The 2,355-nt window shown below is 58.3% G+C and carries 2 protein-coding genes; both read left to right on the top strand.

What is annotated here, in order from left to right:
- The first annotated feature begins 128 nt into the window (after positions 1-128).
- Complete coding sequence (locus RAN53_RS16280) at positions 129-617, top strand: MarR family winged helix-turn-helix transcriptional regulator (RefSeq protein ID WP_305797848.1); 489 nt, start codon at positions 129-131, stop codon at positions 615-617.
- A gap of 379 nt (positions 618-996) precedes the next feature.
- Positions 997-2,055, top strand: coding sequence for a TRAP transporter substrate-binding protein (locus RAN53_RS16275; protein WP_305797847.1), 1,059 nt, complete (start codon positions 997-999; stop codon positions 2,053-2,055).
- The last annotated feature ends 300 nt before the right edge of the window (positions 2,056-2,355 follow it).

The raw sequence follows: 2,355 nt of genomic DNA, 5'->3' as shown, positions 1-2,355 counted from the left end.
GTGACGCCGTTCTGGGTGGCGGGCACGATCCGCGCCCTGCTGGTGCTGCTGCTCCCCGGTATCGTGCTCTTCCTGCCGGAGCTTCTCTATTAGGCTGTGCTATGAAATCCGAGGGGAGAATGCGTGTTATGACCTCTGAAGCGGTCGGGCCGAGTAGATCGGCAGAAGCGCCAGCCAAGGCAGAAATTGACCTTAACCAGTTTCTGCCGTATCGGCTGAACAAGTTGGCAGATCGCATCAGTGACGAACTGGAGCGGATGTACTCTCAGCGCTATGGCCTCAATGTCGCCCAGTGGCGGGTTCTCTCATGGTTGAGTCATTGCGATGAACTGACCGCCAAGAAGATCTGTGCCTACACTAATATGGATAAGGCGCGGGTCTCTCGAGCGATCCAGGCGCTTGAGGAGCGTCGGCTGATTTCCCGGACACCATCGCCCCAGGATCAACGTGTCCATGATCTGCACCTGACGCAAGAGGGGGCAAAGCTGCTGGAGGGGTTAATTCCTGATGCCCATGCATGGGAGGCTGAGTTAGTCGCCACACTAAGTGTCGGCGAGTACCGTGACCTGCTGCATGCCATGAGCAAGCTGGAGCGGCAGCTCGAGCGGATTGGCTGATCACCGATTGAGCTGCCGTAGCCAAGCAGGCTGTCCTTGTGACCAGCAGCAATATGTTGCTGGTTTTTATTTTTGAGCCAACCTTGCGTAACAGGACCTCGCCATTGCCAAAGGAAAGAGCATCGACCCCTCATGATGTTGGCTTGGCCACCCGTGGCATTATATGCCATTGATTATAAAGCATTAATTGTGTGTTATACTTAAGTAGCATTAGCTATTGGTCGTGAATGCGTTGCGCAGAGGTACCATGCGAAGGCATTGTACGCCATGAAGTGTTTCTCAAATATCCGGAAAGCTTGCCTTTGGTGTATCAAAAGAATTCCCATGGCCGCTTTCCGGTGAGAATGTCCGCAGCCTGTGATGATGGAGGAACTAAACAATGTACAAGACAACAGGCCTGATGCTCGGCACCCTGACCGCCGCGATCATGAGCACATCCGCCCTGGCCGAGACCACGCTGACGATCAGCACTTGGGCCGGCCCCAACCACGGTATCAACACCATCGTCTGGCCCACCTGGGGGGCCTGGATCGAGGAAGCCACTGAAGGGCGTGTCACCGTCGATGTGGTCCATGACATGGGACCGCCCGACTCGCAGATGGCCATGGTGGCTGACGGCATCGCCGATGCTACCTGGGTGTTCCACGGTTATAACGCCGGCCGCTTCGAGTTGACCAAGCTGCCGGAATTTCCCACTTTCGAGGATTTCTCCTCTGAAAATGCTTCTGCCGCCTACTGGCGCACTCATCAGGAGTACCTTGCCCAGGCCGGTGAGCATCGAGGTGTCGACGTGGTGGCGGCGGGCGTACACGGCCCAGGCTGGATCTTCACCAGTGAAAAGGTTGAGACGCTCGAGGATCTCAAGGGCCAGCGCATCCGCGTCGGCGGCGGTGTGATGGGTGACCTTTCCAATGCCTTGGAGCTGACCGGTGTGGCACTGCCGCCCACCGGCGTCTACGAGGCCGGTTCCCAGGGCGTTATCGACGGCGCCATGCTGGTCCCCGAGGGCCTGCGCAGCTTCCGCGTGGCTGAGATCTTTCCGTATACCCTCAAGGTAGATGGTGGCTTCTATCGCGGCAGCTTCACCATCGCCATGAACCCGATGTTCTGGGACAGGATCTCTCCCGAGGACCGTGAAGCCATCGAGTCAGTTTCTGGCGAACAGTTGTCGCGGCTGTTCGGCTACATGATGGATGTCTCGGATGTGCGCGGAGTCAAGTTTGCCGAGGAACAGGGTCATACCTTCACCGATCTGGGCGAGGAAGACCTGGAGACCCTGCGCGGCATCAGCGATGAAATGATCGCCGAGTGGGCCGAGGAGGTGACCGAAGAGCGTGGCGTGGATGCCATGGCCGCCATCGAGTATTTCCGTGAGCAGCTGTCCGACGCCGCCGAAGAGGATAGCGTCGAGTCTCTGGTGCCCAGCGAGTACAAGTAAGCCGGCATCTCGAACTCCCGAGGCTGGTCAGCGTCACGCCGTTAGATGCCTGCATCTGTCGGCGTGGCGCGAGTTCGTGTCGGCCTGATAAGTGCCGATGCCATGCTCCGTGATCATGTCTATCCAACTCTGTCGCCATCCGGAGACGATCATGCAAACCCTATCGACACGCTCGGCACGCGTCGGCCGTGTTCTGCAACTGCTGCTGGAGGGGGTGGCGGGAGCCACCCTGTTCGGCATGATGCTGTTGACCACGGTAGACGTGGGTGGCCGTTACTTCTTCAATGCGCCGATTCTCGG

The sequence above is a fragment of the Halomonas sp. SSL-5 genome, from assembly GCF_030708455.1.
Lineage (GTDB): Bacteria > Pseudomonadota > Gammaproteobacteria > Pseudomonadales > Halomonadaceae > Halomonas.
The sequence above is the reverse complement of the archived record's forward strand: the minus strand, read 5'-3'. Positions and strand labels throughout refer to the sequence as shown.